The 23402-nt window shown below is 56.9% G+C and carries 22 protein-coding genes and 1 tRNA gene; 19 read left to right on the top strand and 4 right to left on the bottom strand.

Annotation, left to right across the window (positions count from 1 at the left end):
• The first annotated feature begins 2 nt into the window (after positions 1 to 2).
• The 14 genes from GbCGDNIH8_RS06195 to GbCGDNIH8_RS06260 all read left to right on the top strand — a co-directional run bounded on the left by GbCGDNIH8_RS06195 (position 3) and on the right by GbCGDNIH8_RS06260 (position 15257).
• Positions 3 to 692 (top strand): abortive infection family protein, encoded by a 690-nt coding sequence (locus tag GbCGDNIH8_RS06195; RefSeq protein ID WP_072572497.1) that lies wholly within the window; start codon positions 3 to 5, stop codon positions 690 to 692.
• Positions 641 to 3814: a type I restriction endonuclease subunit R gene (locus GbCGDNIH8_RS06200; protein WP_081368873.1), complete on the top strand. Its 3174-nt coding sequence runs from the start codon at positions 641 to 643 to the stop codon at positions 3812 to 3814. The genes GbCGDNIH8_RS06195 and GbCGDNIH8_RS06200 overlap by 52 nt, the downstream gene beginning before the upstream one ends.
• A gap of 705 nt (positions 3815 to 4519) precedes the next feature.
• A tRNA-Thr gene (locus GbCGDNIH8_RS06205) sits at positions 4520 to 4594 on the top strand.
• A 45-nt stretch (positions 4595 to 4639) separates the two neighbouring features.
• On the top strand, positions 4640 to 5917 hold the full coding sequence (gene eno / locus GbCGDNIH8_RS06210) for a phosphopyruvate hydratase (protein ID WP_072572499.1): 1278 nt from the start codon (positions 4640 to 4642) through the stop codon (positions 5915 to 5917).
• A gap of 141 nt (positions 5918 to 6058) precedes the next feature.
• Positions 6059 to 6388, top strand: coding sequence for an FtsB family cell division protein (locus tag GbCGDNIH8_RS06215; protein WP_072572500.1), 330 nt, complete (start codon positions 6059 to 6061; stop codon positions 6386 to 6388).
• Positions 6389 to 6596: 208 nt separating this feature from the next.
• Positions 6597 to 7646, top strand: a complete 1050-nt coding sequence (gene pdhA, locus GbCGDNIH8_RS06220; protein WP_072573692.1) for a pyruvate dehydrogenase (acetyl-transferring) E1 component subunit alpha — start codon at positions 6597 to 6599, stop codon at positions 7644 to 7646.
• A 2-nt stretch (positions 7647 to 7648) separates the two neighbouring features.
• Positions 7649 to 9016 (top strand): pyruvate dehydrogenase complex E1 component subunit beta, encoded by a 1368-nt coding sequence (locus GbCGDNIH8_RS06225; protein WP_072572501.1) that lies wholly within the window; start codon positions 7649 to 7651, stop codon positions 9014 to 9016.
• Positions 9017 to 9019: 3 nt separating this feature from the next.
• Complete coding sequence (locus GbCGDNIH8_RS06230; protein WP_072572502.1) at positions 9020 to 10273, top strand: pyruvate dehydrogenase complex dihydrolipoamide acetyltransferase; 1254 nt, start codon at positions 9020 to 9022, stop codon at positions 10271 to 10273.
• On the top strand, positions 10270 to 10773 hold the full coding sequence (locus GbCGDNIH8_RS06235; protein WP_216634492.1) for a GNAT family N-acetyltransferase: 504 nt from the start codon (positions 10270 to 10272) through the stop codon (positions 10771 to 10773). The genes GbCGDNIH8_RS06230 and GbCGDNIH8_RS06235 overlap by 4 nt, the downstream gene beginning before the upstream one ends.
• A gap of 3 nt (positions 10774 to 10776) precedes the next feature.
• On the top strand, positions 10777 to 12174 hold the full coding sequence (gene lpdA, locus GbCGDNIH8_RS06240) for a dihydrolipoyl dehydrogenase (RefSeq protein ID WP_072572503.1): 1398 nt from the start codon (positions 10777 to 10779) through the stop codon (positions 12172 to 12174).
• Between the two features lie 72 nt (positions 12175 to 12246).
• Positions 12247 to 13239, top strand: a complete 993-nt coding sequence (lipA, locus tag GbCGDNIH8_RS06245) for a lipoyl synthase (RefSeq protein WP_072572504.1) — start codon at positions 12247 to 12249, stop codon at positions 13237 to 13239.
• Positions 13239 to 13727 (top strand): type II toxin-antitoxin system RatA family toxin, encoded by a 489-nt coding sequence (locus tag GbCGDNIH8_RS06250; protein ID WP_072572505.1) that lies wholly within the window; start codon positions 13239 to 13241, stop codon positions 13725 to 13727. The genes lipA and GbCGDNIH8_RS06250 overlap by 1 nt, the downstream gene beginning before the upstream one ends.
• A gap of 127 nt (positions 13728 to 13854) precedes the next feature.
• The gene (locus GbCGDNIH8_RS06255) at positions 13855 to 14298 is read left to right on the top strand and encodes a hypothetical protein (RefSeq protein WP_072572506.1); all 444 of its coding nucleotides are present in this window, start codon (positions 13855 to 13857) and stop codon (positions 14296 to 14298) included.
• Between the two features lie 80 nt (positions 14299 to 14378).
• Complete coding sequence (locus GbCGDNIH8_RS06260) at positions 14379 to 15257, top strand: dimethylarginine dimethylaminohydrolase family protein (protein WP_072572507.1); 879 nt, start codon at positions 14379 to 14381, stop codon at positions 15255 to 15257.
• A 3-nt stretch (positions 15258 to 15260) separates the two neighbouring features.
• Here the strand turns inward: GbCGDNIH8_RS06260 and GbCGDNIH8_RS06265 are convergent, their stop codons facing one another.
• Genes GbCGDNIH8_RS06265 through GbCGDNIH8_RS06275 form a run of 3 tightly spaced genes read right to left on the bottom strand, consistent with a single transcriptional unit; the run spans position 15261 to position 18310 of the window.
• Positions 15261 to 15752, bottom strand: coding sequence for a CinA family protein (locus tag GbCGDNIH8_RS06265; protein ID WP_072572508.1), 492 nt, complete (start codon positions 15750 to 15752; stop codon positions 15261 to 15263).
• 30 nt (positions 15753 to 15782) lie between these two features.
• Positions 15783 to 16241: a phosphatidylglycerophosphatase A family protein gene (locus GbCGDNIH8_RS06270; protein ID WP_072572509.1), complete on the bottom strand. Its 459-nt coding sequence runs from the start codon at positions 16239 to 16241 to the stop codon at positions 15783 to 15785.
• Positions 16242 to 16249: 8 nt separating this feature from the next.
• Positions 16250 to 18310 carry a lytic transglycosylase domain-containing protein gene (locus tag GbCGDNIH8_RS06275; RefSeq protein ID WP_072572510.1) on the bottom strand — a complete coding sequence of 687 codons (2061 nt, stop codon included), beginning with the start codon at positions 18308 to 18310 and terminating at the stop codon, positions 16250 to 16252.
• A 167-nt stretch (positions 18311 to 18477) separates the two neighbouring features.
• On the opposite strand from GbCGDNIH8_RS06275, the gene dapA reads away from it, so the two are divergent.
• The 5 genes from dapA to GbCGDNIH8_RS06300 all read left to right on the top strand — a co-directional run bounded on the left by dapA (position 18478) and on the right by GbCGDNIH8_RS06300 (position 22182).
• Positions 18478 to 19368, top strand: coding sequence for a 4-hydroxy-tetrahydrodipicolinate synthase (dapA, locus tag GbCGDNIH8_RS06280; RefSeq protein WP_072572511.1), 891 nt, complete (start codon positions 18478 to 18480; stop codon positions 19366 to 19368).
• Between the two features lie 8 nt (positions 19369 to 19376).
• Positions 19377 to 19865, top strand: coding sequence for an SsrA-binding protein SmpB (gene smpB / locus GbCGDNIH8_RS06285; RefSeq protein ID WP_072572512.1), 489 nt, complete (start codon positions 19377 to 19379; stop codon positions 19863 to 19865).
• 135 nt (positions 19866 to 20000) lie between these two features.
• Positions 20001 to 20819, top strand: a complete 819-nt coding sequence (locus GbCGDNIH8_RS06290) for an FkbM family methyltransferase (protein ID WP_072572513.1) — start codon at positions 20001 to 20003, stop codon at positions 20817 to 20819.
• 47 nt (positions 20820 to 20866) lie between these two features.
• Entirely contained in the window at positions 20867 to 21685 is an 819-nt protein-coding gene (locus tag GbCGDNIH8_RS06295; protein WP_095206430.1) for an FkbM family methyltransferase, read from the top strand.
• 20 nt (positions 21686 to 21705) lie between these two features.
• The gene (locus GbCGDNIH8_RS06300) at positions 21706 to 22182 is read left to right on the top strand and encodes a DUF2721 domain-containing protein (protein ID WP_072572514.1); all 477 of its coding nucleotides are present in this window, start codon (positions 21706 to 21708) and stop codon (positions 22180 to 22182) included.
• A gap of 11 nt (positions 22183 to 22193) precedes the next feature.
• Here the strand turns inward: GbCGDNIH8_RS06300 and nhaA are convergent, their stop codons facing one another.
• Positions 22194 to 23342: a Na+/H+ antiporter NhaA gene (nhaA, locus tag GbCGDNIH8_RS06305; RefSeq protein WP_072572515.1), complete on the bottom strand. Its 1149-nt coding sequence runs from the start codon at positions 23340 to 23342 to the stop codon at positions 22194 to 22196.
• Between the last annotated feature and the right edge of the window lie 60 nt (positions 23343 to 23402).

Below are 23402 nucleotides of genomic sequence, written 5' to 3' on the forward strand. Positions count from 1 at the left end.
CAATGGCGTTCCTCATGCAGCAGATGAGGCGGGTATGCGCCGAGTTCGCTGATGGGACAGCCGGTTTTGTCCCACACCTTCAGGCGGTCGAGGATGCGGCGGAGAAGGCCCCCTTTACTTCTGCCGAGCGGGCCAAAGCGCTTCTGGAAATCTGCTGCAAGACGATCGCCGAGGAGCGCGGCCTTCCACGCGCTAAGGCAGATCTCAACGATCTCGTCTCCGATTTGATCAAGCAAATTCCGTTCGCCGGTCTCAACCATCCGGATGAAAAGAGCATCGAAGATGCGCTCACTAAGCTGACGCGTTCCGTGAACGCCTCTATTGGCGCACTTGCGCAATTAAACAACATCGAAGGGTTGCGCCACGGAGGATCGGCCAATTGGGAAACTCTTGCCTTCCATCATGGCGCTATGCTTCTGAGCCTGAGCGATGCGCTATGCGCCTTTCTCTACGAAGCCCACCGTCGCACCGTGCGGCGCGAACCAATGCGTGCTTATGAGGACGAAGCAGAGTTCAACGTCGAGCTTGACGAAAGCCACATCGGCGAACGCGGTGAAATCGTCGTGGTCGGCGTGCCGTTCAGACCCAGTGAAATTCTCTGGACACTGAACCGATCCCGTTATGATGAAACCTTACAAGCATGGCAGCAGGAGGCATCCGAGGCGAATCCAAACGATGCCGAGGTAGTATAGTGGTAGAATATCAACAATCAGCGCCGCGATCCTCGCTTGGGTTCCGCGAGGCCGAGGTCGAAAGCGCCGCCATGGCGTGGCTGGAGGTTGTTGGCTGGCGGACACTCAATGGAACCTACCTCGCTCCTGATGGTCCCGGTGCCCCACGCGGCTCATATTCGGACGTTGTGCTCCTCTCGCGCCTTGAAGATGCGCTTTTCAAAATCAACCCGGAGATCGGCTCGGATGGCATAACGGCAGCACTGCGCAAAATCCAGGACGTCGAAAGTCAAGACCTGCTGGACCAGAACCGACGGATGATGCGGCTGCTGCGGGACGGCGTGGATGTCGAAACAAACCACCCGGAGCATGGTGTAATAACTCGGAAAGTTCGCATATTCGATCTAGAAAAGCCGGAGCGTAACGACTTTTTTGCGGCGAACCAGTTTACGGTGGTCGAGGGTAAGGACCATCGTCGCCTCGACGTCGTCTGTTTCGTCAATGGTCTGCCGCTCGCGATTGTCGAACTCAAGGATGCGGTCAATTCTGACGCGACGCTGCTCAGGGCCTTCAATCAGATACAGACATACAAAGCTTCTATCCCGACTTTCTTCCGCTACAACGGCGCAATTGTCATCTCCGATGGAATGGAGGCGCGGATTGGCTCGCTGACGGCGGGCTTCGACCGATTTGCTCCGTGGCGGACTGTCGACGGCCGCGACATTGCCGACAAAGGCGAAGCGGAACTCGAAACCATCATCAAGGGTGTGTTTCACCCCGACCGTTTTCTCGATCTCGTAATCAACTTCGGCGCTTACGAGGTACGGGATGGCGCGGCACGGGCAAAGAAGCTTGCCGGCTACCATCAGTTTCATGCCGTCAACAAAGCTGTCCGGGCGACCGAGAGCGCAACGGTGTCTAGTTCCCACAGGGCCGGCGTCATCTGGCATACGCAAGGCTCCGGCAAGAGCCTGACCATGGCATTCTACGCCTCGAAGCTGGAGCGCAGCGAACGGCTCAAGAATCCGACGGTCGTTGTCGTGACCGACCGTAACGACCTCGACGATCAGCTTTTCGGCACCTTTGTGAATCATCCCGATCTCTTTCGCGTGACGCCGGAAAACGCGGAGGATCGCGAAGATTTGCGGCAGAAACTCAACCGGGCCTCCGGTGGCATCCTCTTCACAACGATGCAGAAGTTCGCTCCGGAAGGTAACGCACGCAACGACGTCATCAGCGACCGCGAGAATATAATCGTCATCGCGGACGAAGCCCACCGAACGCAATACGGATTGGGCGCGCGGATTGATAAAAGGACCGGCCAGACGCGGTACGGCTTAGCAGTCCATCTTCGGGACATGCTGCCGAAGGCAACGTTCATCGGTTTTACCGGCACGCCCATCGAACTAGTCGGACGCGATACCTATCAGGTGTTCGGAGACGTCATCGATACCTACGACATCGCGCAGTCGGTCGAGGACGGCGCGACGGTACCTATCTACTACACAGCCCGGCTTGCGCGGCTGCATCTCGATATCGATGCGCGGGCGGTTCTGGACGAGGGCTCCGACGAGCTACTTGAAGGTGAAGAGGAAACCGAGCGCGAGCGGCACAAGTCGAAGTGGTCGCGACTGGAAGCTGTCGCCGGAGCGCCTGAGCGGATCAAGATTGTCGCGGGCGATATCGTCTCTCACTTCGAAAGCCGTCAGGATGCGATGGGTGGCGGCAAGGGTATGGTTGTCGCCATGAGCCGCCGAATTGCGGTTGCGTTGTACCACGAGATTGCAAAGTTACGGCCGGAATGGGCGGAAGGTGGCCGGATGAATGTCGTCATGACCGGCAACGCATCCGACCCGGCTGAATTCAAGCCCCATATCCGCAAGAAGAGTGAGAATAAGAAGCTCGCCAACCGCTTCAAAGACCCCGCCGATCCGTTCAATCTGGTCATCGTTCGCGATATGTGGCTTACGGGTTTCGACGCACCGTGTCTGCACACGCTCTACGTGGACAAGCCGATGCGCGGTCATGGGCTTATGCAGGCCATTGCGCGAGTTAATCGCGTGTTTGGTGAGAAACCCGGTGGGCTGATTGTTGACTACATGGGCCTCGGCGCCGAACTGCGACAGGCACTCGCGGCCTATAGCCAGACCGACCGAGAACAGACGGCGCGAGATCAGGAACTGGCGATCCAACAACTTGTTGCTCGCCATGAAGCTGTCATTGACTTCCTGAGCGGCGTCAACTGGCGAGCCTTTTTCGAAGGTGATGCGGGTCGGCGACTGACCATACTGAAGCAGACCGTCGAGTATATCCTTTCGGTACAGAACGGGCGGAAAAGCTATCTCGATCTCGCGACGGCTTTGGCCAGTGCCTTTGCGCTTGCGGCGGGCACTCCAGAAGCCGCTCGGTTGCGCGAGGAGGTGGCCTTCATGCTCGCCGTGAGAGCCAACCTCGTGAAGTACACAGGTGGCCGCGCCCGTGATCGCCGTGAAATCGAGCTAGAGCTTTCCCAACTGCTGTCCCGTGCCGTGGTTGCGGACGGTCTTTTGGACGTCTTTCGGGAAGCCGGGTTTGAACAGCCCAACATCGCGGTCCTTTCAGACGAATTCCTCGATGAAGTCCGCTCAATGGAGCAGAAGAACCTAGCAATTGAAGCGCTGCGCCGTCTCGTCAATGGCGAGATTCTCTCTCGCGAGAAACAGAACGTGGTGGAGGCGCGACGCTTCTCCGAGCGACTGGAGGAAGCCATTGCCCGATACCACAATAGGGCAATCGATAGCGTTCAAGTCATCCAAGAGCTAATCGATCTCGCCAAGGAGATGCGGGCATCACTCAACCGCGGAGACGACCTTGGCCTAGATGCCGATGAAATCGCGTTCTACGATGCGCTTGCTGAAAACCAGTCGGCCATCGACGTGCTGGGCAGCAAGGGTCTGCGCGAGCTAGCCCAAGAACTTGTGCGGCGGATGAAGCCTCTGGTGACCGTTGATTGGGCGGTTAAGGAAAATATACGGGCGAAACTGCGTGTGGAGGTCCGACGCCTGTTGCGCCGATATGGCTATCCGCCAGACTTGCAACAGATGGCCATCGACCTGGTGATGGAGCAGGCGAACGTGGTTTGTGAAAAGTGGGTTGATACCTGATGGCCAAGCTGTGGCCCCGTTACCGGATGGGCTCTCTGGCCTGCATTCTCGCGGCGCTTGTTTATAGTGCGCGCACGTTTATGGCGGGAAGGATCGCCATATAAAATCCACGAATCCAGCGCCCTTACCTTGGTGGTATCGTAGTTGGTATGGAGTTGGGGTGCGGGCGAAAAGTTCAACAACTACAATGCGAAATCAAACCCATTGACCATTGAGTGGGAATGATTTGGTGCCTGACACAGGCTGGCATCGTGTGGCAGGAAACCTAAGGATAAGCCTCTGCAAAAAAGGTTTTATCCACATCTGATCTGATTAATCTGTGGCAGGCTGGATGCGTTAGTGGGATTGCCATCGCATCAAAACATGCTCGGATCCTTCAATGCCTGTCGATGCATTTCCACTCGCTTGGAGCTGCATCGCAGCCATAGCCAAATACTGCCCTCGTAGAAGCCTGAGTCTGTTCGCCTACCCAATTGGCAGCAGCTCGTACGACCTACGATCAGCGGTCAACCTACCTCAGATGAAGAGGCGGCCATTGCCGGGGGTAGAGATCACGAGAGTGACCATCAAACCGGCTTTTTCAGCCCTGAACCTCCCAGGCCGAGTGCTTTCCGGCCCGACCACGCAAAAGCCTGCATTTCGGGGGTTGCGCTGTGTGCGGAGAGGGGGTAGGAACCGCGCCGCGGCGGAATGCTGCGTGCTGGCGCTGTTGTAGCTCAGGGGTAGAGCACTCCCTTGGTAAGGGAGAGGTCCAGGGTTCAAATCCCTGCAACAGCACCATTCGCCCGGCTTTAAACGCCGAGAGACAAAGCACGGGATACCGCAATGGCCGCAATCGCAGATATCATCGCCCGCGAAATTCTCGACAGCCGGGGTAATCCCACGGTTGAGGTCGATGTCACCCTTGAAAGCGGCGCTCAGGGCCGTGCCGCTGTACCGTCCGGTGCTTCCACCGGTGCGCATGAAGCTGTCGAGCTTCGCGACGGGGATAAAAGCCGCTATGGCGGCAAGGGCGTGCTTCATGCCGTCAGCTTTGTTGAGGGCGAGATCTTTGAAGCCATTGGCGGCATGGATGCCTCCGAGCAGCTTCGCATCGATGAAACCCTGATAGCCGTTGACGGCACACCCAACAAATCCCGTCTGGGCGCCAATGCGATGCTGGCTGTTTCGCTGGCAACCGCCAAGGCTGCTGCGAATCATCAGGGCGTTCCGCTGTATCGCTATCTTGGCGGTGTGTATGCGCGTACCCTGCCGGTGCCGATGATGAACATCGTCAATGGCGGCAAGCATGCCGATAACCCCATCGACATTCAGGAATTCATGATCCAGCCGATTGCCGCACCGACAATTGCGGATGCGGTGCGGGTAGGGGCTGAAATCTTCGCCGCCCTCAAGAAGGAGCTGAGCGCGGCTGGTCACAACACCAATGTCGGTGATGAAGGTGGCTTTGCACCCGGCCTTAAATCGGCGGAAGAAGCCCTCTCCTTTATCACGAAAGCCTGTGAGAAGGCTGGCTATCGCCCCGGTGAGGATGTGACTTTTGCTCTGGATTGTGCTGCGACCGAGTTCTTCAAGGACGGGGTCTACGATCTGGAAGGCGAGGGCAAGAAATTCGATGCCGCCGGGATGGTCCGCTATCTGGAAGATCTGGCTGCAAAATTCCCGATCGTCTCTATTGAGGATGGTCTGGCTGAAGATGACTGGGAAGGCTGGAAGCTGCTGACCGATACGCTCGGCCGTAAGGTTCAGTTGGTAGGCGACGATCTGTTCGTCACCAACCCGGATCGTCTGCGTCATGGCATCGCTCTGGGAACCGCCAACGCGATTCTGGTGAAGGTCAACCAGATTGGTACTCTTTCTGAGACGCTGGAAGCCGTGGAAACCGCGCATCGCGCCGGTTATGCGGCAGTGATGAGTCACCGTTCGGGTGAAACCGAGGACTCGACCATTGCCGACCTCGCGGTTGCCACCAATTGCGGTCAGATCAAGACCGGCAGCCTGTCTCGCAGTGATCGTACCGCGAAATACAATCAACTGATCCGCATTGAGCAGGATCTGGATACGTCCGGCCGGTATGCGGGGCGCAGTATCCTACGCGGCTGAAACGAAAAAGGATAAAGCCGCCGCGTTTTTGCAACAGGGGCGGCTTTTCTGGATAGAAAATGATTTAACGGGCAGTCAGGTAATGGGCTGCCCGTTATCTTTATGTCAGCCTTGCATTTGATCGGGGCAGGAGAGCAGGCAATGGCATTCATGCGGACAGTCAGGCGGAAGCTGAAAAGCGCAGTGGCCCCCACTGTGTTTCTGGCATTGCTTGGATATTTCAGTTGGAATGTCACTCGCGGTAATCTGGGCCTGCAATCCTATCACGAACGTCAGGTGGATATGATGCAGGCAGCAAAGGATCTTGCGGCTGCCAAAGCCGAACTTGCCTCCTGGGAGCGGCGCATCAAGGGCCTCGGTTCATCGCGTCTCGATACCGATTCATTGGATGAGAGGTCCCGGGCCATGCTCAATCTGGCTGATCCCTCCGATATCGTGGTGATGTATCCCAAGGGGGATAAACTGTTCTGACCTGTTTTCCCCACGGCTCCACGAAAGCTTGATGCGTCAGCACCGCCTTTTGCAGCACCTTCTGAACCGTAAAATGCATCGTTGCGCAATCTCGGGTCTTTCTTCTCTAAACAACTGACTTATAAGCCTTTTGGGGGCTTTCATCGCTTGTCGCGCAATTTTCTTACGGCTACGTCTTGGGGACGGAGTGCCGGAGGAAATGACCGAGATGGCGCGTATGACGCAGGCCACAAAAGGCAACAGGATACCCGATAACAGGGATCAAAAAATATCTGATCAGCGACCGCTTGATCAGAAAGCACTACTGACTGCTTTTCAGGATATGATGCTGATCCGCCGCTTTGAGGAAAAGGCGGGACAATTATACGGCATGGGGCTGATCGGTGGTTTCTGCCATCTGTATATCGGTCAGGAAGCCGTTGTTGTGGGCATTCAGGCCGCACTGGAGGACGGTGATCAGGTCGTCACTTCCTACCGCGATCATGGACATATGCTCGCAACGGGAATGGACCCGAAAGGTGTGATGGCTGAGCTGACCGGACGCCGGGATGGTTACTCCCGGGGAAAAGGCGGCTCTATGCACATGTTCAGCCGGGAGAAGAATTTCTACGGTGGCCATGGCATCGTCGGAGCGCAGGTGCCGATTGCGGCAGGTATCGCCTATGCCAATCAATATCGGGGTAACGGCAAGGTCAGTGTCGTTTACTATGGCGATGGCGCTTCCAGTCAGGGGCAGGTGTATGAGACGTATAATCTTGCCGCGTTGCTGAAACTGCCGGTTCTGTTCGTGATCGAGAACAATAAATACGGTATGGGTACCAGCGTCGATCGCGCTACGGCGTCTCATGATCTGTCGAAAAACGGCACGCCATGGAATATTCCGGGCCGTCAGGTGGACGGAATGGATGTGCAGGCCGTCTATGAGGCTGCCCAGGAGGCCGTTGAGCATTGTCGCTCCGGCCAGGGGCCGTATCTGCTGGAAATGCAGACCTACCGCTATCGGGGTCATTCCATGTCTGATCCCGGCAAATACCGGACACGCGAGGAAATCCAGAAAATGCGGGCCGAGCGTGACTGCCTCGACCATGCCCGTCAGGAGTTGCTCGCCCTTGGCACGGATGAAGCAGTGCTGAAGGAGATCGAGGACGCCATCAAGAAGCGCGTGGCTGAAGCCGCCGCTTTCGCTCAGGAAAGCCCGGAGCCGGATGAGTCGGAACTGTGGACTGATATTCTGGCCGAAGATGGGATGAAAGCATAAAGATGGCGACGCAGATTTTAATGCCGGCGCTCAGCCCGACCATGACGGAGGGGCGTCTGGCACGCTGGCTGGTCAAGGCCGGGGATACGATTAGTGCCGGTGATGTCGTGGCTGAAATCGAAACCGACAAAGCCACCATGGAAGTCGAGGCTGTCGATGAGGGGCGCATCAGCCGTCTGCTGGTGGAGGAAGGCGCAGAAGGCGTAGCCGTGAATACGCCGATTGCCGAGCTGGCAGAGGAAGGCGAAAGCGCGGCTCCGGCCACGTCATCAGCGCCCCCTGCACCTCAGCAGGACAAAAGCGCTCAGAAGGAGCCGCTCAAAGCTCCCCCTACTGCTCCAGCCACCGTCATATCCGCTGCCGAAGAAAAAGATTGGGGTCCGACGAAGCCAGTCACGGTGCGGGAAGCCCTGCGGGATGCGATGGCAGCAGAGATGAGGTCTGATGATCGCGTTTTCCTGCTGGGGGAGGAAGTCGCGCAGTATCAGGGTGCTTACAAGGTCAGTCAGGGATTGCTGGACGAATTCGGTGAGAAGCGTGTGATGGACACACCGATTACCGAACATGGATTTGCCGGTTTTGCCGTGGGCGCCGCCATGGCCGGGCTGCGACCGATCTGCGAGTTCATGACCTTCAACTTCGCCATGCAGGCCATCGACCAGATCATCAATTCCGCCGCAAAGACACGGTATATGTCAGGCGGTCAGATGAGCTGTCCCATTGTGTTCCGCGGACCGAACGGCGCGGCCAGCCGGGTCGCGGCCCAGCATAGCCAGTGTTATGCAAGCTGGTACGCCCATGTGCCCGGTTTGAAAGTGGTGGCGCCATGGTCCTCGGCGGATGCCAAGGGGCTGTTGCGCGCCGCCATTCGTGATCCCAACCCGGTGATCGTGCTGGAGAATGAAATACTCTACGGTCAGAGCTTCGATTGCCCGGTGGATGAGGATTTCGTCCTGCCTATTGGCCGCGCGAAAATAGAGCGTGCCGGAACGGATGTGACCATCGTCGCCTTCAGCATTGCGGTCGGGACAGCGCTGAAAGCAGCGGAAAATCTGGCGCAGCACGGCATCTCGGCCGAGGTGATCAATCTGCGCAGCTTGCGACCGCTGGATACCGACACCATCGTGCGCAGCGTGAAAAAGACCAGCCGTCTGGTCACGGTGGAGGAAGGCTGGCCGTTTGCTGGCATTGGCGCGGAAATCGCCATGCAGATCATGGAGCACTGTTTCGACTGGCTGGATGCTCCGCCGATCCGGGTACACGGGCTTGATGTGCCGCTGCCTTATGCCGCCAATCTGGAAAAGCTGGCCTTGCCGCAGCCTGAATGGGTTGTGGATGCGGTTAATCGCTCCTTGCAGGGAGCACGCTGAGCCATGGCGACCACTATTCTGATGCCCGCGCTCAGCCCGACCATGACGGAAGGCACGCTGGCGCGCTGGCTCAAGAAAGAAGGCGACACGATCACCGCTGGTGACGTGATTGCTGAAATCGAGACCGATAAGGCCACCATGGAGGTCGAAGCCGTCGATGAGGGCGTGCTCGGTCGTATTCTGGTGCCGGACGGAACCGAGGGTGTGGCCGTCAACGCCCCTATCGCCATTCTGGTCGAGGAAGGAGAGGCTGTACCCGATCAGGGGGATATTCCGGTTCCTGCTCAGGCTTCTGCCGGTCCTCTTCCTGACAAATCTGCCCCGGCAAAACCGGAAGCGAAGACAGCTGTCCCCTCTCAGGAACCGGACAGAACAGAAAACCGGATTTTTGCCTCTCCTCTTGCACGGCGTATCGCGAAAGAGGCCGGGATTGATCTGGCTTCACTGACCGGCAGCGGACCGTCAGGCCGTATCCTGCGGGCTGATGTCGAAAAAGCGAAAGGGGCTGGTGGGAAACAGGCTCCGACATCTGCCGCTACTCTGACAGAAACGGGCGCAGCTCATAAGCTGGTGCCGCATTCCGGCATGCGCCGCACCATTGCCCGTCGTCTGACCGAGGCCAAGCAAACCATCCCGCATTTCTATGTGACGATGGATGTCGAACTGGATGCACTGCTGAAGCTGCGTGCTGATTTGAATGCCCGTTCTCCGGCGGAGGGCCAGGAAGGTGCGTTCAAGCTTTCGGTGAACGATCTGATCATCAAGGCGGCGGGACTCGCCCTTCGCCGCGTGCCGGGGGTCAATGCTGCGTGGAGCGAGGACGGAATCCTGCTGTTCGAGGATGTGGATATCAGCGTCGCCGTGTCCATTCCTGACGGGTTGATCACCCCGATTATCCGTCAGGCGGACCGCAAAGGCGTAGTTTCCATCAGTACGGAAATGAAGGCGCTGGCTGCGAGAGCACGCAAAGGCGGGCTGCAACCCTCAGACTATCAGGGGGGTGGCTTCTCCATTTCCAATCTCGGCATGTATGGTGTGCGGGATTTCGCGGCGATCATCAATCCGCCGCAGGCCGCCATTCTGGCGGTAGGGGCTGGTGAACAGCGCCCGGTGGTCAGGGATGGAGCTCTGGCCGTCTCTACGGTGATGAGTTGCACCCTGTCGGTGGATCATCGCGTGGTGGATGGTGCGCTCGGGGCGCAATGGCTGGGCGCTTTCCGGCAGATCGTTGAAGATCCACTGAGTCTGCTGCTGTGAGCCGGGTGATCCTGACAAAAGAACGTTTTCTGATTCGTGAGGCAAACCGGGGCGACGTTCCGCATCTCGTGCGCTTCATCCGTGATCTGGCGGCGTTCGAGCAGTTATCCCATGAAGTCGTCGCGACCGAAGAGGATTTCGAACAGGCATTTTTTGGCCCGTTTCCCCGCGTGTTCGCGCTGCTTGCCTGTGTGGAGGGAAAACCGGTCGGGGTTGCTGTCTGGTATTACACATTCAGCACCTTCACCGGGCGGCACGGGATTTATCTGGAGGATCTGTATGTCGATCCGCCGTTCCGGCGGCGTGGCATCGCACAGGGTTTTTTCACGTCTCTGGCCCGGATTGCAGTGCAGGAAGGGTTGCGACGGTTTGAATGGGCCGTGCTGGACTGGAATGAGGATGCCATCACCTTCTATCGCCGCATGGGTGCTGTCGGCATGGAGGAATGGACAGTCCAGCGCGTGACGGGGGAGGCGCTGGAGCGTCTCGCGGAGGATTAGGATATGGCGGACACGGTATTCGATCTGATCGTCGTCGGGGGTGGTCCGGGCGGCTATGTCGCGGCCATCCGCGCGGCCCAGTTGGGGATGAAAACCGCCCTGGTGGAGCGGGCGCATCTGGGCGGGATCTGCCTCAACTGGGGCTGTATCCCCACCAAGGCATTGCTGCGGGCAGCAGAAATCAACCACTTGCTGCATCATCTGTCCGAGTTCGGTTTTGCGGCCGACAATATCCGGTACGATCTCGATGCGGTGGTCAAACGCTCCCGTGCTGTGGCCGGGCAGCTTTCGGCAGGGGTCAAACACCTGCTGAAAAAGAACAAGGTCACGGTGTTTGACGGGCATGCCAAACTGTCCGGGCGGCATCGGCTGGATGTATCGAAAGACGGGCAGCCTGTCGCCACGCTGGAAGCGCCGCATATCGTGCTGGCGACCGGCGCACGGGCAAGGCAATTGCCGGGGCTGGAGGCGGATGGCACACTGATCTGGAGCTATCGTGAGGCGATGGTGCCGAAAGCCCTGCCGAAACGCCTTCTGGTAGTAGGGTCAGGCGCAATCGGTATCGAATTCGCCAGTTTTTACCGCTCGCTTGGCTCCGAGGTGACGGTGCTGGAAGCGGTGGATCGCATCCTTCCGGTCGAGGACGAGGAAATAGCCGCCTTCGCCCGCAAATCCTTTGAGGCGCAGGGCATGACCATCCATACCGGCGTGAAAATCGGCGCGGTGGAGAAGGGCCGCGATGAGGTCACGATCTCCTTCGAGGCAGGCGCTAAAAAACACAGTGCCACTGTGGATCGGATCATTGCCGCGGTCGGGATTGTCGGCAATGTCGAAAATCTGGGGCTGGAAGGCACAGCCGTTACGATCGAAAAGACCCATATCGCCACAGACGGGCTTGGCCGCACCGGAGAGGATGGTGTGTATGCCATCGGCGATCTGACCGGACCACCATGGCTGGCGCACAAGGCCAGTCACGAGGCCGTGCTGTGTGTTGAGGCGATTGCCGGGCTGGATGTGCATCCGCTCGATATCACCAATATTCCCGGCTGCACCTATTGTCGCCCGCAGATTGCTTCGGTCGGCCTGACGGAGGCAAAGGCGCGGGAACGCGGTTATGAAGTCAGGGTGGGACGTTTCCCCTTTATAGGCAATGGCAAGGCGATTGCCATGGGGGAGGCGGAGGGGCTGACCAAAACCATTTTCGATGCCAAAACCGGAGAATTGCTCGGCGCGCATATGGTCGGGCCGGAGGTGACGGAAATGATTCAGGGCTTTACCATCGCCCGCACTCTCGAAACCACGGAAGCCGAGCTGATGCACACGGTGTTCCCGCATCCCACTGTCAGCGAAACCATGCATGAGGCCGTACTGGATGCGTATGGTCGTGCGCTTCATTTCTGATCACACTGCCAGGCGGGTTGACGGGACATCACGCGCGTCCCATCTCCCGTTTTGCGTTTACGGAGCCGTGCCATGGTCACGCGCGTTCTGATTGATCACCGGCAAGGGGGGGGACAGGGTGGCCGGCATGAGGCTGGCATCCGGCACCCGGAGAAACAGCACCGTCCGGATAATCCGTCGCAGCCGAAACCATCATGGATCAGGGTGAAGGCTCCGAACCATCCCGTCTATCACCAGACGCAGGCGCTGATGCGGGAAAACCGCCTCACCACGGTGTGTGAGGAAGCAGCCTGCCCCAATATCGGTGAATGCTGGAGCCAGCGTCACGCCACCATGATGATCATGGGTGATACCTGTACGCGGGCATGCAGCTTCTGTAACGTCAAAACCGGCCTGCCGGAGGCTCTGGATGGCGATGAACCGGTCCGGGTGGCGGATGCAGTGGCGCGGCTGGGGCTGCGCCATGTGGTGATTACGTCGGTAGATCGGGACGATCTGCGTGATGGTGGTGCTGCACATATCGCGGCGGTGATAAAGGCTGTCAGACTGGCAGCACCCGAGACCACGATTGAGGTGTTGACCCCGGATTTCCTGCGCAAACCGGGTGCTGCCGAGAGTGTGGTGGAAGCCCGTCCGGACGTTTTCAACCATAATCTGGAAACCGTTCCCCGGCTTTACCCCACCATCCGGCCGGGGGCGCGGTATTTCCAGTCCCTGCGCCTGCTGGATCAGGTCAAGCGGCTGAATCCGTCTATTTTCACCAAATCCGGGTTGATGGTCGGGTTGGGAGAAGATCGGGCTGAAATCGGGCAGGTCATGGATGATCTGCGCATTGCCGAGGTCGATTTCATCACGCTGGGGCAGTATCTGCAACCAACGCCCAAACACGCGGCTGTAGATCGGTTCGTGACACCGGATGAGTTTTCGGATTATGCCTCCATGGCTCGATCGAAAGGCTTCCTGATGGTTTCATCCTCGCCGTTGACCCGCAGCTCCTATCATGCTGATGCCGATTTTGCGGCCCTGCGCGCGGCCCGGATGGAACAGCAACAGCGGATTGCCTGATGCCCAAACACGCCGAACGCAAATCCGTCCCCTATCAGGCTGCACAGATGTTTGATCTGGTGGCGGATGTCGGTCGCTATCCCGAATTCCTGCCATGGTGCGTCGGGGCACGGGTCAGAAGCCGGACTGAAACCCTGATGATCGCTGATCTGACGATCGGTTTCGGCCCGTTCCGGGAAACCTTCACCAGCCGCGTCGGGCTGCACCGGCCGGAGCGGATCGACGTGCGCTATGAAAACGGCCCGTTCCGCTATCTGAACAATCGCTGGACATTCATCCCGCATGCCAATGGCTGCACCATTGATTTTTTTGTCGATTTTGAATTCCGCAACCGGCTTCTTCAGGCAGCCATCGGTACCGTGTTTACTGAAACGGTGCGGCGCATGGTCAATGCTTTCCTGAAACGGGCGGAAAATCTGTACGGCATGACGCCTGATCAGGGCAGGGTCGCCACAGAAACCGGAAGCACCGCGCCCGTCAGCGGCTGACGCGCCCTGGGGGCTGATTTTTTCCTAATCGTGCCATAAAGTCGCCTCGCTATCGACATGATGCGGGAATAAATCAATGCTTGGTGGATGAGGTCAATCTGGCCGAACCGAACAAGGATTGAAAACTATGCGATTTGTATCGCTGCTGCCTTCCTCTCTGGCGCTGAGCCTGTTACTGGCTGGCCTGACGGTTTCTCAACCGTCCGTGGCGGCTGATCAGACCGGAAATGCGCCTGTTGCCACCTCTGCACCGGTTGCTTCTGCTCCTTCCTCGTCGGCTACGGAAAAGCCGAAGGATCGCCGTCATCGCACGCTGGCGCAGCGTTTCGAGGATGCCAACACTACCCATGATGGCAAGTTGACACCCGAACAGGCACAAAAAGGCATGCCTTTTGTTGCGCGCAATTTTGCGAAGATCGACAAGACCGCCAAAGGCTATGTGACGCTTGACGACATCCATGCCTATCAGAAGGAACGCCGTGCCGAGCGGAAGGCAAAGAAAGCTGCTGAAGCCGCTGCCAAGGCTGCTCCAACCGCTACAACTACACCGGCTGCTCCCGCAGCACACTGAATTGTCATCGCATGACGATAACGGCCTGACCGTGGCAAGGTGTTCTGATCGCTGGCCAATTTTGAAAACAAGGAGCGATTATGATTCAGCAGCTGAACGGTCAGGCCGGCGAGACGCCACTGATCCTGTTGACGGATCCTGCGCATTACACTGTCTCCTACGCTATTAATCCATGGATGGATCCGGATAGCTGGGCGGCAGACGCGGAGACCAATGCCGCTGCTGCAAAAAAATCCGCTGACAGACTGGCAGAGCATTTGCGGGCCTGCGGTGCCGGTCTTGAGATCATTCCCGGCGCGCCCGGCCTGCCGGATATGGTGTTTCCCGCCAATGCCGGAACGGTGCTGGATGGACGCATGCTGTTGGCCCGCTTTCTCCATCCACAGCGTCAGGGGGAGGAGGCATATTTTCTGGCCGCGTTCGAAAGCCTGAAAGAACGGGGCATTTTGCAGGATATCGCTTTTCTTCCTGAAGGTGCCGTGCAGGAAGGGGCCGGGGATGCGATCTGGGATCGACGACGCGGATTTTTCTGGACCGGTTTTGGCCAGCGCAGCAACCGGGAAGGGGTGGAAGCCGTCGCCCGCTATTTCGGGCAGGATGTTGTTACGCTGGAGCTGGCAACACCGCAATTCTATCATCTGGACACATGCTTCTGTCCGCTGAGCGGCGGAGATGTAATCTATTATCCTCCCGCCTTTACTTCTGCTTCCCTGTCTGCGATCGAGGCCCATGTCGCACCTGAGCATCGCCTGGTGGCTGATAAGGAAGATGCCGACCGTTTTTGTGTGAACGCGGTGAATATCGGCCATAATGTCGTCATGGCACAGGCGGCGGAACGATTGCGGGCAAGGCTGTCAGAGCGTGGCTATGTGGTCCGGGAGACGGATCTGACGCCGTATATCATGTCCGGTGGCGGCGCTTACTGCATGACGTTGCGGCTGGACCGTTCCAGCCGTTAGGTCTCAATCCCTGGCAGCTTCCCGCAGCATATGCAGGGCATGCGCGACTGTGGCAGCCCTGACCTCTGTGCGGTTGCCAGGGAAAATCCGCGATTCCGTGATTGAGCCATGCAGGCGACGGGACAGGCCAAACCAGACCAGCCCGACCGGCTTGCCTTCGCTCTCTCCGGTAGGACCGGCAATGCCTGTGACAGACAGCGCAAACTCGGCGTGGGATGCATTCAATGCCCCTTGGGCCATCGCCAGAGCAACTTCTTCACTCACGGCCCCCACTTCCTCGATCAGGGACAACGGCACGCCGAGCATTTCGCTTTTCGACGCGTTGGAGTAGGTCACGAAGCCGCGATCAAACATTGCGCTGGCCCCGGATATGGCTGTCAGGGTTGCGGCGATCAGGCCGCCTGTGCAGCTTTCCGCCGTGGCTACAACCTTGCCACGCCGGGCGAAATCCTCGACCAGCGCGATCGCCTCGCGGATGATAGAATCCTCGATCATGGCATTTTATTCCTTTGATAATAAAAAATATTATCCAAGCAGATGCGGTGCAGCCAACCGTATGAAAACAAGGATCAGCGCCCCTGCAATCCCGGCCAGAATATCATCCCCCATCACGCCCATCGCATCTTTCTTCCGGTCCGCCCAGCCGATTGGGCCAAGCTTCGTAATGTCCAGAACCCTGAAAATCAGAAACGCCAGAGCAAGGGCTGTGGTTGTAGGATGAAGGGGCAGGGCCAGCATTGTAATCCACATACCGGCAAATTCATCGATGACGACCCAGCCGGGATCATTGAGGGCCCCGCAGGCCCGCACAGCCCACCACCCCCCGACACAGGCCGCCAGAGCGGCAAGACCCAGCAACAGGGGGGAGAACCACCAGAGGAAAGCACCAGCAACCAGAGCGAAGGCCGTACCAACAGTTCCGGCACCTTGCATGATGATAAGCCCGGAACCGAAACCGCTGGCAATGAAACGGGGAATGTTCATGGAAACCTTCAATGTGCCGACGCAGGAGCGGACAGTAATGGCGGCTCTATCAATGAATCATTGCGTTTCGCACGATAAACCATCGTATTTTCAATTACTCTTTGGACGTAGTTACGCGTTTCGTTGAACGGGATCAGCTCAATCCAGTCGATCGGGTTCCGGATGCTGGCGTACTCTGTGCGCCATGCATCAACCCGATGCGGACCGGCATTATATCCGGCGACGGCCAGTGGCACGTCCTGCCCGAAACGATCCAGCAGCCCTTGCAGATAGGTGCTGCCCAGCCGGACATTCAGCGCTGGATCACTGAGAAGCTGAGCGGACGAGACGGTGCTGCCCAGCGTTCTGGCAACCTGACTGGCCGTGGCAGGCATCAACTGCATCAAGCCACGTGCTCCGGCTGGGCTTTCCGCCTGCGGGTCGAAGCTGCTTTCCTGACGAATAATCCCCAGTGTCAGCGGCACCGGGGTTGCACTTTGTTCGACGGGTGCATCCAGCGGCCAGCCGGTAACGGGAAGCATAGCCCCATCACGGCCCATCCGGCGGGCAACAAAGACTGCGACATCCGGCAAACCAGCCTGTACCGCCAGATGTGCCGTCAGCGCGTGGACTGTTCCGACAGGCAGTTGACGACCTGCCTCGGCCTCATCTGCCTGCAACAGGAAAACGCGCGCCCGGCGGCTCTCCTCCCATGAAATCAGCAGCAGGGCAGCTCTGACCAGTTCCTGTCCGGAATAGGACTCCAGCTGTGCGCTGCTCCAGCCCGGATCGTTTAGAGAGCGGATGCGCCGCCCCAGACTGGCTGGCGATTCTCCGCTCTGCAAGGCAGCAAGCTGCCCATAGAATGTGACAGGCCATGCTGCCGCCTGAAGCCACTCAGCCTTTGCCGTTGTCTCATCACCACGGGCCTGTGCGGCCTGACCGAGCCAGTAATGCGCCCTGGACAAGGTCAGGACGGCGTTACCTGCCGAAAGTAATGAACGAAAACGATTTTCCGCGACAGCAGGATCATGCAGGAAACGGAGCGCAATAAAACCGGCCAGAAACTCGCTGTCTGCCTTTTGTACAGGGGTTGAAGGGCTGCCGCCGGTGATGATTTCGAAAGCCAGCCGGGCATTGTCTTCACCGCCATCTTTCAGCAAGGCACGGGCGAGGATCGTGCGCTCCTGCCGGAAGACAGCGTTATGAGTGGCAAACTCCGCCTGTTCCGCGGTGTCTCCATCCTGTTTCCAGACTGACGCCGCATCCTGATCATGATCGGTCAGGCGCAGATAGCGCGCTCTGGCCAGCACCATCACGGGTGAGGATTTCGCCTCTCCCGGCAGGGCATTGAACAACGATAGAGCAGCCGGTTCCTTGCGCCACAGCGCAGCGAGGGCCGTAGCACTGGCACGATCAGAGGAGGGCAAATATGGAATCTGACGGAAAGCCGCCTCCATATTGGTCAACAGAAGGGACTGATAGCGGGCTTTCTGGGTATCCGCCGTTAAGGCCTGACTCCATTTCTGCCGGATCAAAGTCTCCTGCTTCTGATTGCCTTTGCCCTCGGCCCATAGCGTTCTGATCTGGTCCAGAGCGGTACTGGTTGCTCCGGTTGCGCTCCAGGCCTCGGCACAGCGAATCTGCGCATCAACCAGAGCAGGATGCAGCGAGTCGCAAAGAGAAGCCGCTTTGGCATTATCCTGTTCTGCCACAATGGCCTGATCGCGGCGGCGCGCCAGAGTCGATTGCATCGGCCAGCCCGGATTGGCTGCCATGAAAGCGGCGATATCTTGGGCTGACATCGCTCCGGGCGCCATCGCCCGATAAAATGTGACCAGCTTGGCCGCGACCGGATCAGGCAGTGCCGATGCTTCGGCCATGGCCTGGTCCCATTGATCGGCACGGATCAGGGCGCCGATTGTGCTGGATGATGTTTGTGATAAAGTTTTTTTTGCATCAGAATCAGCTTGTTGTGGAGTAATGCTGCTATCACGTGGCTGGGTCGAGCATCCCGCCTGGGCAATGGCGGCCAGAAGGGTTGCCCAAAGGGTGACCCCCTGGCGGATACGCAACAGGGAAGGGATCATCGCGTTCACAATCATGCGCTGGAGATGAGGGTGGAAAGCATTGCAGGGGAGTGTAGCAAGCAGCGATCTTGCGGCGCATCCCCCTCGCGCTTAGCTTCCGCGTTTTCGCAACACACCGCGTTACCCGGGCCGGGAGGCCTGGCCCGGTTCGTCTCAGGGAGCTTTCCATGTTCAAGGGGTCGCTTGTCGCGCTGATCACGCCCATGCGCGAGGACGGATCGGTGGATGAGGAAGCGCTGGCCCGCTTCGTCGACTGGCAGATTACCGAAGGGACGCACGGTCTGGTTCCGGTAGGAACGACCGGCGAATCAGCGACCCTGACGCACAATGAACATAAGCGCGTCGTCGAAATTACGGTAGAAGTCGCCAAAGGCCGCGTCCCTGTGATGGCTGGAGCCGGATCAAACAGCACGACGGAAGCCATCGATCTGGTTCGTCATGCCAAACAGGCGGGTGCCGATGCCGCGCTGGTGGTCACGCCTTATTACAATAAGCCGACCCAGGAAGGCCTGTACTTGCATTACATGGCTATTGCCGATGCCGTGGAGCTGCCGATCTACATCTACAATATCCCCGGTCGCAGCGTGGTCGAGATGTCGATCGAAACCATGGCCCGTCTGGCCCGTCATCCGAACATTGTTGGCGTCAAGGATGCCACAGCCAACCTGGTCAAGCCGCTTCAGACACGTCGCCTGTGCGGTGATGACTTCATCCAGCTCTCGGGTGAAGACCCGACAGCCGTGGCGTATCTGGCCGCCGGTGGCGCGGGTTGTATCAGTGTGACGGGCAACATCGCTCCGAGACTGTGCAGCCAGATGCAGACGGCATGGGCCGAGGGCCGTCTCAAGGATGCTCAGGCCATTCAGCAACGTCTGTATCCGCTGCATGAAGCCATGTTCGTGGAAAGCAATCCCGTACCGGTGAAGTATGGGGCTTCTCTGCTCGGCCTGACAGCTGCACGCTGCCGTCTGCCAATGGCGCCGATCAGCCCGGCTGCTGCTGAACGGGTTCGCGAAGCAATGACTGAAGTCGGCCTGCTGCCTCAATCAGTCGGATAATCGATCATATGGCGGAGAAAAAAAGCGGCAAATCCGGGCTGATCAGCCATGGCATCGCTGCCCAGAACCGTAAGGCACGTTTCGACTACACCATCAAGGAAACGGTCGAGGCCGGGCTTGTGCTCAAGGGGCCGGAGGTCAAATCCCTCCGGCATGGGCGCGCAACGTTAAGCGAAGCCTGGGCGGGAGAACGGGACGGCGAGATGTTCCTGTTCAACGCCTATATCCCGGAATATCAGGGCGGTGTGCTGTCACGGTTCGAACCGCGTTCTCCACGCAAGCTGCTGCTCAAGCGCAAGCAGATCAACCATCTGCTCGGGGCTGTTCAGAAACAGGGTCAGACAGTCGTGCCGCTCCAGATTCATTTCAACGAGCGCGGCATGGCCAAGGTGCTGCTGGGCGTTGCCGAAGGACGTAACAAGGCCGACAAACGCGCTGCCATTGCCTCCCGTGACTGGCAGCGGGACAAGGCCAGGTTGATGCGGGAAAAAGGGTGATATGTATGTCTTCTGCTGATTGAGTTTCCATAATATATCTTATACGACTTTCTGGTATTTATTGTGCATGGTATTTATAAAATAATTATAATCACTTACAATTAACGTTTAACTTTGAATTAAAGGGCCTATTTTATGTCACGTCCTATCCGCCCTATCGCATTTATACTGACATCGACCGACCATGGGACAATGATCCTTAATCGAAATGATCATCATATCATAGATCCTGAAAATAGTTATGGCGTTGGTTATGATATATTGCGGGATTCGAGCTTTAATATTGATGAAGTCGAATTGTTGTTGCAACTGCTGACATTGCGCAGACATTATTTTGGAGATGGTGTTTTTGCCATTGATGGTGGTGCGAATATAGGTGTGCACACTGTGGAATGGGCCAGACACATGACTGGTTGGGGCCGTGTTCTGAGCTTTGAGGCTCAGGAAGTTGTCTATTATGCCCTGGCTGGCAATATTGTCATCAATAACTGCCTGAATGCCCGCGCAAAGCTTGCAGCTATTGGTGAAAACGTGGGTGAATTGATCATTCCCCAGCCTGATTATTTTACTGCTGGCAGCTTTGGCAGCTTTGAAATCAAGCAACGGCCAAATGGAGAATTTATTGGCCAGCCTATTTCTTATGCACCTACTGATGGTGTAAAAATACCTGTGCTGAGTATTGATTTTCTTGAATTTGATCGTCTCGACTTTATCAAGCTTGATATCGAGGGGATGGAGATTGAAGCCCTACGGGGAGCCCAAAAAACCATCGAAAGGTGTCATCCAATTCTGTTCCTCGAAATGGCCAAATCCGATAGTGCTGAAATTTACAAATTTCTTGATGATAACAATTATAATTATTTTGTGGATAAAATAAATCTTTTCGCTCTTCATAAAGATGATCCAGTATGGCCTCACGTAAGCCATAATGCTAATCAAGTGTCCGAGCATTGAGCAATGCTGAAGTTCTGCCATAATTTCCCTTATCCGAAGGATATTTTGTGTTGGCCCCTTTCCGTCCTGTCGCATTTATTCTTTCTTCAACAGATCACGGGACGATGATCGTTAATCGAAATGATTATCATACTGATGCTACTGGTAAGACTTTTGGCGTAGGATACGAACTGCTGCAATTTTCAAGCTTTACTTCTCAGGAAATCAATTCCCTCCTGCAGATGTTTACTTTGCGGCGCCAGCAGTTTGGCGATGGTGTGGTCGCGATTGATGGGGGAGCCAATATTGGCGTGCATACCATCGAATGGGCCAGACATATGACTGGATGGGGGCATGTTTTAAGCTTTGAAGCACAGGAAGTTGTTTATTATGCGCTGGCAGGTAATATTATTATCAATAATTGCCTGAATGCTCATGCAAAACTTGCGGCACTTGGTGAAGAGGTAGGTGAATTAACGATACCTAGACCTGATTATTTCAAGCCTTCGACTTTTGGAAGTCTTGAAATCAAGCCCCAGCAATTACATGAATATATTGGACAGCCGATTTCATACGACCCGTCCACAGGCGTGTCTGTTCCTCTGGTAAGCATTGATTCTCTAAATCTTCAGCGTGTTGACTTTATCAAGCTGGATATTGAAGGGATGGAATTTGAAGCTCTGAAAGGAGCCCAGAAGACCATTCAGGCTCATCGTCCGATTCTATTTATTGAAATTATTAAATCAGATATTGAACAGATTATCGGTTTTTTTAATCAAATTGATTATATATGCTTAAAAGAACATATGAATATTTTTGCCATCCACAAGAATGATCCGATATGGCCACATATAGTCCATGGTGGGAATTCTTCTACGAACAGTTGAAGCCATAAGCATCCAAAATTATGCCGATCCCTTTTCTTCCCAGTGAGCCCGTCGACAGTACTGCCCATATGGTCCAGATTGCGCTGACGCCGATTTTTCTTCTGAACGGTGTCGGCACGCTTCTGAATGTTTTCAACACGCGTTTGGCCCGTGTCTCAGACCATAATCAACGTCTGTCGGAGATGAGGCGTGATCCAGCCTGTCCGATTGACAAGACAATCCTTGAAATCCACCGTCATCGCCTTCGCTGGCGGCTGCGTGCACTGGATGCGGCGATTGCCCTGACGGCCAGTGCAGGGGCAGCGACCTGCAGCACTGCCTTTATTCTGTTTCTGGGCAGCCTGCATGACAGTGTCATTGCGTTATGGCTGGAACTGTCTTTCGGGGCAGCACTGATCTGTGTGATTCTGGCACTGATGTCGTTTTTTGCGGATACGATGCTGGCATGGCATGGTTTACGGCGGGAAGGGCCACTGCCTGATACGGTTTCCAAATAGCCTGCCCTGGCTTATCTCTCTGTAACAGCAGGCCCACGCAGCAGTATGTAGCCGCATAATCCCGCCAGCACGGAATCCGACAGGATTCCAAGCTTAATCTGGTTCACAGCCGCGGTGCCGGGAAACGCCAGAATGGCAATGAACAGGCTCATGGTAAAGCCGATGCCGCAGAGAAAAGCGATCCCGATTTTGTGCCTCCACGTGACAGAAGGCGGGAAACTGGTGCTGCCGGATAATTTGAGAATGCTGATAGCGCCCAGCACTCCCAATGGCTTCCCCAGCAGCAACGCTACCCCTACCCCCAATGTCAGCGGCGACAACATTTGTCCCACTGTGACGCCATGAAGGCTGATCCCGGCATTGGCGAAACCAAACAGAGGTAAAATCATAAACCGGACAGGCCATGACAGCATATGTTCCAGACGCATCAGTGGCGATGCCCCGTCATGTCCGGCCGGGATCAGCAGCGCCAGCACCACACCCGCAACAGTAGGGTGAATGCCGCTTTTCAGAGTTAGCCACCAGAGCGGTATTCCAGCCAGCAGATAGGGAAACAGCGTCTGGCCCCCCTGCCGGTTCAGCATCACTAACAGTGCGATAATCGCCATGGCCCCTGCCCCCGGCAGCAAGGACAGAGTCCCTGTATAAAACAGGGCGATCACGATCACGGCCCCCAGATCATCAACAATCGCCAGGGCTGTCAGAAAGACTTTCAGAACGCCCGGCACGCGCGATCCTGCCAGCGCCAGCACACCAAGGGCAAAAGCAATATCGGTGGCTGTCGGAATGGCCCATCCGCGCAAGGCTTCCCCATGATGATTGAAGGCAACGTAGATGGTTGCTGGAACCACCATGCCACCAAGGGCTGCAACGCCGGGAAGAAGACGTTGTGACCAGTGCGAAAGATGCCCGGACAGGATTTCCCGCTTTATCTCCAGCCCGGCAAGCAGGAAAAACAGCGCCATCAGTGCATCATTGATCCAGTCCCGCACAGTCAGCGGGCCGGTTTCGATATTCAGCCAGTGTTCATAGGAAGTCTGCCAGCCGCTATTGGCGCACAGCATGCCGATGGCTGAGGCTGCCATCAGCATAACACCGGCAGCCGCTTCGTGGCTGAAAAGGGCTGAAGCAAGGAGGCGGGCACGATGACGATTTTGCACGTCTTTTCGTTAGCATGGAGTTTGTCTTGTCAGGAAGCGCCTCTGTTGCCCAAACAGCAA

The sequence above is a fragment of the Granulibacter bethesdensis genome (assembly GCF_001889545.1).
Lineage (GTDB): Bacteria > Pseudomonadota > Alphaproteobacteria > Acetobacterales > Acetobacteraceae > Granulibacter > Granulibacter bethesdensis_B.

Excerpts from the sequence above, each read along its gene's own strand:
- GbCGDNIH8_RS06195 (WP_072572497.1), top strand. The coding sequence starts at position 3 with ATGGCGTTCCTCATGCAGCAGATGAGGCGGGTATGCGCCGAGTTCGCT.
- GbCGDNIH8_RS06200 (WP_081368873.1), top strand. The coding sequence starts at position 641 with ATGGCAGCAGGAGGCATCCGAGGCGAATCCAAACGATGCCGAGGTAGT.
- eno (WP_072572499.1), top strand. The coding sequence starts at position 4,640 with ATGGCCGCAATCGCAGATATCATCGCCCGCGAAATTCTCGACAGCCGG.
- GbCGDNIH8_RS06215 (WP_072572500.1), top strand. The coding sequence starts at position 6,059 with ATGGCATTCATGCGGACAGTCAGGCGGAAGCTGAAAAGCGCAGTGGCC.
- pdhA (WP_072573692.1), top strand. The coding sequence starts at position 6,597 with ATGGCGCGTATGACGCAGGCCACAAAAGGCAACAGGATACCCGATAAC.
- GbCGDNIH8_RS06225 (WP_072572501.1), top strand. The coding sequence starts at position 7,649 with ATGGCGACGCAGATTTTAATGCCGGCGCTCAGCCCGACCATGACGGAG.
- GbCGDNIH8_RS06230 (WP_072572502.1), top strand. The coding sequence starts at position 9,020 with ATGGCGACCACTATTCTGATGCCCGCGCTCAGCCCGACCATGACGGAA.
- lpdA (WP_072572503.1), top strand. The coding sequence starts at position 10,777 with ATGGCGGACACGGTATTCGATCTGATCGTCGTCGGGGGTGGTCCGGGC.
- lipA (WP_072572504.1), top strand. The coding sequence starts at position 12,247 with ATGGTCACGCGCGTTCTGATTGATCACCGGCAAGGGGGGGGACAGGGT.
- GbCGDNIH8_RS06250 (WP_072572505.1), top strand. The coding sequence starts at position 13,239 with ATGCCCAAACACGCCGAACGCAAATCCGTCCCCTATCAGGCTGCACAG.
- GbCGDNIH8_RS06255 (WP_072572506.1), top strand. The coding sequence starts at position 13,855 with ATGCGATTTGTATCGCTGCTGCCTTCCTCTCTGGCGCTGAGCCTGTTA.
- GbCGDNIH8_RS06260 (WP_072572507.1), top strand. The coding sequence starts at position 14,379 with ATGATTCAGCAGCTGAACGGTCAGGCCGGCGAGACGCCACTGATCCTG.
- GbCGDNIH8_RS06265 (WP_072572508.1), bottom strand. The coding sequence starts at position 15,752 with ATGATCGAGGATTCTATCATCCGCGAGGCGATCGCGCTGGTCGAGGAT.
- GbCGDNIH8_RS06270 (WP_072572509.1), bottom strand. The coding sequence starts at position 16,241 with ATGAACATTCCCCGTTTCATTGCCAGCGGTTTCGGTTCCGGGCTTATC.
- GbCGDNIH8_RS06275 (WP_072572510.1), bottom strand. The coding sequence starts at position 18,310 with ATGATCCCTTCCCTGTTGCGTATCCGCCAGGGGGTCACCCTTTGGGCA.
- dapA (WP_072572511.1), top strand. The coding sequence starts at position 18,478 with ATGTTCAAGGGGTCGCTTGTCGCGCTGATCACGCCCATGCGCGAGGAC.
- smpB (WP_072572512.1), top strand. The coding sequence starts at position 19,377 with ATGGCGGAGAAAAAAAGCGGCAAATCCGGGCTGATCAGCCATGGCATC.
- GbCGDNIH8_RS06290 (WP_072572513.1), top strand. The coding sequence starts at position 20,001 with ATGTCACGTCCTATCCGCCCTATCGCATTTATACTGACATCGACCGAC.
- GbCGDNIH8_RS06300 (WP_072572514.1), top strand. The coding sequence starts at position 21,706 with ATGCCGATCCCTTTTCTTCCCAGTGAGCCCGTCGACAGTACTGCCCAT.